7 protein-coding genes are annotated in these 6,000 nt (G+C 54.9%); all 7 read left to right on the forward strand.

Translation table 11 applies throughout. The annotated features are described in order from the left end of the window. Positions 1-6: 6 nt before the first annotated feature. The 7 genes from proB to ACE99V_RS07700 all read left to right on the forward strand — a co-directional run bounded on the left by proB (position 7) and on the right by ACE99V_RS07700 (position 5,895). Positions 7-1,140, forward strand: coding sequence for a glutamate 5-kinase (gene proB, locus ACE99V_RS07670; protein ID WP_400490477.1), 1,134 nt, complete (start codon positions 7-9; stop codon positions 1,138-1,140). 44 nt (positions 1,141-1,184) lie between these two features. Continuing rightward, positions 1,185-2,465 (forward strand): glutamate-5-semialdehyde dehydrogenase, encoded by a 1,281-nt coding sequence (locus ACE99V_RS07675; RefSeq protein ID WP_400490478.1) that lies wholly within the window; start codon positions 1,185-1,187, stop codon positions 2,463-2,465. Positions 2,466-2,482: 17 nt separating this feature from the next. Then, positions 2,483-3,331, forward strand: a complete 849-nt coding sequence (gene proC / locus ACE99V_RS07680; RefSeq protein WP_400490479.1) for a pyrroline-5-carboxylate reductase — start codon at positions 2,483-2,485, stop codon at positions 3,329-3,331. Between the two features lie 66 nt (positions 3,332-3,397). Then, on the forward strand, positions 3,398-4,210 hold the full coding sequence (locus ACE99V_RS07685; RefSeq protein WP_400490480.1) for a hypothetical protein: 813 nt from the start codon (positions 3,398-3,400) through the stop codon (positions 4,208-4,210). Between the two features lie 65 nt (positions 4,211-4,275). After that, positions 4,276-4,572, forward strand: coding sequence for a ferritin-like domain-containing protein (locus tag ACE99V_RS07690; protein ID WP_400490481.1), 297 nt, complete (start codon positions 4,276-4,278; stop codon positions 4,570-4,572). 16 nt (positions 4,573-4,588) lie between these two features. Continuing rightward, positions 4,589-4,921 (forward strand): spore coat protein, encoded by a 333-nt coding sequence (locus ACE99V_RS07695; RefSeq protein ID WP_400490482.1) that lies wholly within the window; start codon positions 4,589-4,591, stop codon positions 4,919-4,921. 182 nt (positions 4,922-5,103) lie between these two features. Next, entirely contained in the window at positions 5,104-5,895 is a 792-nt protein-coding gene (locus ACE99V_RS07700) for a DUF2935 domain-containing protein (RefSeq protein ID WP_400490483.1), read from the forward strand. The last annotated feature ends 105 nt before the right edge of the window (positions 5,896-6,000 follow it).

Here is a 6,000-nt window from a genome sequence, read left to right on the forward strand (position 1 = left end):
TGAACCATGAAGAAGGGAAAAATGCGCCTGGTTGTCAAGGTTGGCAGCAGCTCGCTCGCCTCGCCGCAGGGCGGCTGCGATCTGGAAAAAATGTCCCGACTGGTCGCAGCGATCCATCTGCTCAGGACTGCCGGACATGAAGTGGCACTCGTCTCATCCGGCGCCGTGGCCAGCGGCTACAAAATGTTGGGGTATCAACAGCGGCCTCGTACGCTTGTCGCCAAACAGGCAGCGGCCGCGATCGGGCAAAGCCTGCTGATGCAGACCTACTCCGAACTGTTTGCCCGCTATTCCTGCACGATTGCCCAGGTACTGCTCACACGGGGTGATTTTTCCGATCGCGAACGATACCACCACGCCTTTCAAACTCTTACCCTGCTGCTTGGCAAGAAAATCGTACCCGTCATCAACGAAAATGACACCGTCTCTGTGGCCGAGCTTACGTTTGGCGACAACGACATGCTGGGCGCCCTGGTCGCCGGCTTGATACACGCCGACTTGTATGTCATCCTGACCGACACCAACGGGCTGTACGACAAGGATCCGCGCAAGCATCCGGACGCGCGCCGCATCCCCTACCTGCATTCGGTTACGGAAGAGATTGAATCCCTGGCGGGGGGGGCATCGCGGCTGGGTACAGGCGGCATGCGTTCCAAACTGGTTGCGGCCGGTACAGCGCTGGATCTGGGCATTCCCAGTTTCATCGGCAGCATCGCGGACGAGCGGGATCTCTTGTCCATCGTCGACGGCGCAGGCAACGGAACCTATGTCGGATTCACCGGGGAACGGGCTGTACGGCCGGGACTGCCCAAGCGAAAGCAGTGGATTGCCCTTCACTCCCCTACACGCGGCCATATCATGGTCGACAGCGGAGCAGCCGAGGCCGTGTTGGAGCATCAGCGAAGCCTGCTGTTGGCGGGAGTAACAGAGGTGTCTGGTTCGTTTTCAAAAGGGGACGTCGTCGAGGTCTTTCACCACAATCATTTGATTGGGCGGGGGATTTGCAATATGGACGCCGCCGAGCTGCAGTTCCTGCTCGGTGCTGCCGGTCAGAGCAGACGCAACGGCATCGTCATCCACCGCGATCATTGGACCGCGGCCTGCGATAGAAAAAATCCGCTCGGCCATGGCTTGCGCTGAGCCGAGCGGGTCCCCTTTAACAAGTGATGGGAGTTGGTAGAGAGATGAACGATACTGGAAAAACCATTCGCGAGCGCGTTCTGGAGCGGGTAAAACTGGCCAAACAGGCATCCCGCCATTGGGCGCAGCTGCCCCGGAAAGAGAAAGACCGGGCGCTGATCGCCATCGGACGCCATATTTTGGCTGATCAAACGGCAATTCTAACCGCCAACCAACAGGATGTAAGCAATGCCCGCCAAGCGGGCCACCCTGACAGTTACCTTGACCGCCTCAGCCTGAATGAAGAGCGGTTGGCCGGGTTGGTTGCCGGGTTGGAAGAGCTGGCTGCGCTGGAAGATCCGGTCGGAACCGTCGTCAGCAGCTGGACGCGGCCAAACGGATTGCAAATCGAGCAGGTTCGCGTACCCCTCGGGGTCATCGGCATGGTATACGAAGCACGCCCCAACGTAACGGTCGATTCCGCTGCGATCGCGCTTAAGACAGGAAACGCCATAGTCCTTCGCGGCAGCCGCACGGCACTTCACAGCAACCTTGCCTTGACAGAAAGCATTCGCCGGGCGCTTGAGGACTTGCAGCTGCCGGCCGATGCAGTGCAGTACCTGCCGTTTGCAGAGCACGAATCGGTCGATGCGCTTTGCACGTGCAACGGATATGTGGACGTGATCATCCCGCGCGGTGGCGCCGAGCTGATTAACCGGGTCGTCCGTACAGCAAGTGTTCCCGTCCTGGAAACCGGTGTCGGCAACTGCCACATCTTTATTGACAAAAGTGCCGACTACACCATGGCGGAATCGATCGTGGTCAACGCGAAAACCAGCAGGCCGGCCGTCTGCAATGCGGCGGAAACCATCCTGCTGCACGAGGACTGGCCGCATGAGTACAGAAGCGCCCTGCTTGCTCGTCTTGCTTCGTCAGGGGTAGAGCTGAGGGCATGTGAACAAACACGGCGACTGCACCCGGAATTGGCCGATCGCCTCTTCCCTGCCGCGGAAACCGACTGGGATACGGAATACCTGGATCTGGTGCTGGCCGTCCGAACGCTGAAGGGAATGACGGAAGCACTTGATCACATCGCCATTCACGGCTCGGGCCATTCCGAAGCGATCGTCACGGAAGACAGAGAGAGAGCCGGACGTTTTCTCGCGAACGTCGACGCTGCGGCGGTCTACCACAACGCGTCCACGCGCTTTACCGACGGCGGAGAGTTCGGGTTCGGCGCCGAGATCGGCATCAGCACGCAAAAACTTCATGCGAGAGGGCCGATGGGTCTGGAAGCCCTCACTTCGTTCAAATACATGGTTCACGGAACCGGTCAAATCCGATAAAAAGGAGGCAATGCATCATGAAAGAAAAGACACCGTACGATGTTCTTAAGTCCCAACGCCTCGGCTTTCTCGGGGCAGGTTCCATCGTGGAAGCGATGCTTAGCGGCATTTTGAAAAAGCAGCTTCTGCCGGCCGAAAACATCCTCATCACCAATCGAAGCAACCGCGAACGCCTTCAGCTGCTGACGGAAACCTTTGGGGTGACGACCTGCCCGGAAAAAGCGGATGTCATCCGTGACGCCGACATTCTGATTTTGGCCATGAAGCCGAAGGATGCCGCTGATGCCTGCCGCAGCGTCCGCGGTCTGCTTCGGCCAGAGCAGCTCGTTATCTCTGTGATCGCCGGTGTGTCCACCGATTTGATCGCCGAATGGCTGGATGCAGACTGTCCCATCATTCGCACCATGCCGAACACTTCCTCGGCCGTCGGACTGTCCGCCACAGGGATCGCCGCCAATAGGTTTGCTGCGGACGACCACCTTCAACTGGCTACACTCCTGTTTGAGTCGATCGGCTCCGTTTACACCGTCGCCGAAGCAGAGCTGGATATCGTGACCGGTCTCTCCGGCAGCGGCCCTGCCTACATTTACTATCTGGTCGAAGCGATGGAAGGCGCAGGGGCGACAGCGGGACTTTCCCGTGAAATGGCGCGTCAGCTCACCGTGCAAACCTTGTTGGGAGCGGCTCAGATGCTGATTCACTCCAGCGAGGAGCCATCCCTGCTCCGCCAAAAGGTAACCAGTCCGGGCGGAACCACTCAGGCCGGACTGGAAGTGCTGGAATCCTTCCGCTTTCAACAGGCAATTACTTCTGCCGTGCTGCGCGCAGCGGAACGTGCCAAGGAACTGGGAGCGCAGTTCCGCTGATTCCTTTTTGCTCCCCTTTTTCTGATGGTATACTAAGGAAAAGAGACAAGACGGGAGGCCTGCAACATGCACATTTATGCACTCTACGGAACCAGCGGCACAGGAAAAAGCACTAGCGCCCTGGAACTGGCTCACCGTCTTGGAATTGACGCGATTATCGACGACGGCATTTTGGTGTATCAAGGACGCAAATGGGCCGGCACCTCAGCCAAGTACGAAAAGACCAAAATCCAAGCCGTGAAGCGGGCTATTTTTTACTACCGCGACCACGCCGAGGAAGTGCGCCAGGCTCTCCAACAGCTAAACGTGGAACGGCTGCTGATCCTCGGGACGTCCAAGCGGATGATTCAGCGGATCGTTGCGGCTCTTCACCTCCCGACCAATCCAGAGTACATCCCCATCGAAACAATCAAACCGCTGCAGGAAATCGAGGCGGCCAAATACATCCGGGAAACGCAGGGCAAACACGTCATTCCCATTCCGCGGGTGGAGGTGGAAAAAGACTTTTTCCAAAAAATCATCTCCTCCGCCCAGCAAATTTTTTCCTCCAAAAAGGAAGTGATCGGGGAAACAACGGTGGTCCATCCCCCGTTCTCCGGAGGGCGGATTCAGATTCACCCGCAGGTCCTGCGAAAAATCGTGCAGGCAACATGCGCACGCTACGAGGCCGTGACACAGATTCACAAAACGGCGTACACCTTTCACGACCTGCCTCGCTTACACGTATCCCTGTCCCTGCAGCTCCCATTCGGCACTGCCATTTTGCCGCTCGTCCGCAGCATCCAGCAGGCTCTTTACAACGAGACCAGCTACTGTCTCAATATCGCTCCGGCCAGCATCGATGTGCAGGTCGTTTCCCTAAAGTTGCAGTCACCCTGACAGGCATAATCGGCAACGGGTTGTCCATTCTATTAGATGAACCCACTGTAGAAAGGAGCAACCCGATGCCAGCCACCATGACCCCTGGTGCTCAGCAGATGCAAGTGCCTATTCCGGTTCCACCGCGTGTTATCACCACGAAAGACTGCAGCTACCTGAAGGATGCGCTCTCCTGGGAGCTGCTGTCATTCAAGAAGTTTCACTTCTTTGCCCAGCAGGCGACCGATCCGCAGGTAAAGCAGGCGCTGGAACAAGCGGGCCAGATGCATCAGCGTCACTATCAAACCCTGCTTACCCATCTGCAGGTGGACAACAACGCTGCGATGGCCAAGATTCCACAGCAGCCGCAGCAAGCGCAGTGAAGGGAGGGCGAAGGTAATGCCAAATCAAAACCAGATTGCCAATCCGCAAACCGGCCAGCTTTCACAAGTAAAAGGACCGGAGATGAACGACCGGGACTTTCTCAATGACGGTCTGGCTACGTGCAAGTACCTGACCGACAGCTTGAATGTCGCCGTCCGGGAAGCGAGCCACGAGCAGCTTTACACCGACATGCTGCAGATCCTGACAGAAACCCACCAGAGCGCCCGACAAATGTATAATCTGATGTTTCAAAAAGGGTGGTACAAACTGGAGGCGGAAGAACAGCAAAAGCTGCAGCAGGCGTATCAGCAGTACAGCGGTTACTCCAGCCAGTTTCCGTACCATTGATCTTCCCGACAAGCTCACCCTTGCCTTGCGCAAGGGTGTTTTATTTTCCAGAACCTCGGACTTGCCTTTGAGAATTGGGCTTATATCCCCTATGCAGATTTAGGCTGAAGCCGATTCCATTAAGTGGGCATCTACATAGAAATACATTGTGCTCGCACAAAAACGCATAGGGGAGGCGCCGTATGTCAGATGCATTTGTTGTCAGGTCATTAGAAGAAGTCCAATTTTGGTCCAGAATTATGAAAGAACATTCTCTTTTCCTTCGATTAGGGTTTCATTGTGACGATACAAAACTAATTGATGAAGCCAATCGGTTTTACACCATTTTTGAAGAAATAGAAAATCAGGCACTTTCATTTTCACCAGATACAGACCCTCAAAAAATCTTTGACTTTAACAGTATTGTCCACAATGCGGTTCGTCACATTTGGAATTTTAAGCGAAAAGTACTTGGATTCATTATTCGTTGCAAGATTGGCGGAAACAATTTTCCCTTGCTGGTCGATCATGTCAGCAGGGAAGCTGCCTATTTCATGAAGCGATTAGAGCAATTGAATACGGGAAACCTTGATCCCTTACCAGATGCCATCATCAATGAAAATGTATTCTTTCTTAAAATCATGGCAGACCACGCCAAATTTATTAACCACTTACTGGATCCTTCAGAAAGAAAACTTGTAGAACAGGCTCGTGAGTTTAGCCATGACTTTGATCAACTCCTTTTTCAAGCGATTGACCTTGATTCAATGCGACCGCAATCCCAAACTCCCCCTCTCCTTCATCAATTTGTCGATCAAAATCGTGTTTCCGTTCGTCAATTGCGTGACTTCAAGAAGACAGCTCATGATCTGATTGAGGCATGCAGAATCAAAAGCATTATCCCGCCGCTGCTTGCTGATCATGTTTTCAGAGAAGCATCACACTTTCTTGAAATATTGGATGCGTTTGAGGCGGCTTTGTCCTCCTCGAAATAACGATCATAAGAAAACCCACCCGGCATTCGCTATTCTCACCCCACTCGGCGGTAGCTATCGCTGAGCCGAGTGGGGTCCCTTTTTTCGCCGGGCGGGGCCCCGAAC

The organism is Brevibacillus soli (genome assembly GCF_044759095.2).
GTDB lineage: Bacteria > Bacillota > Bacilli > Brevibacillales > Brevibacillaceae > JBIYSM02.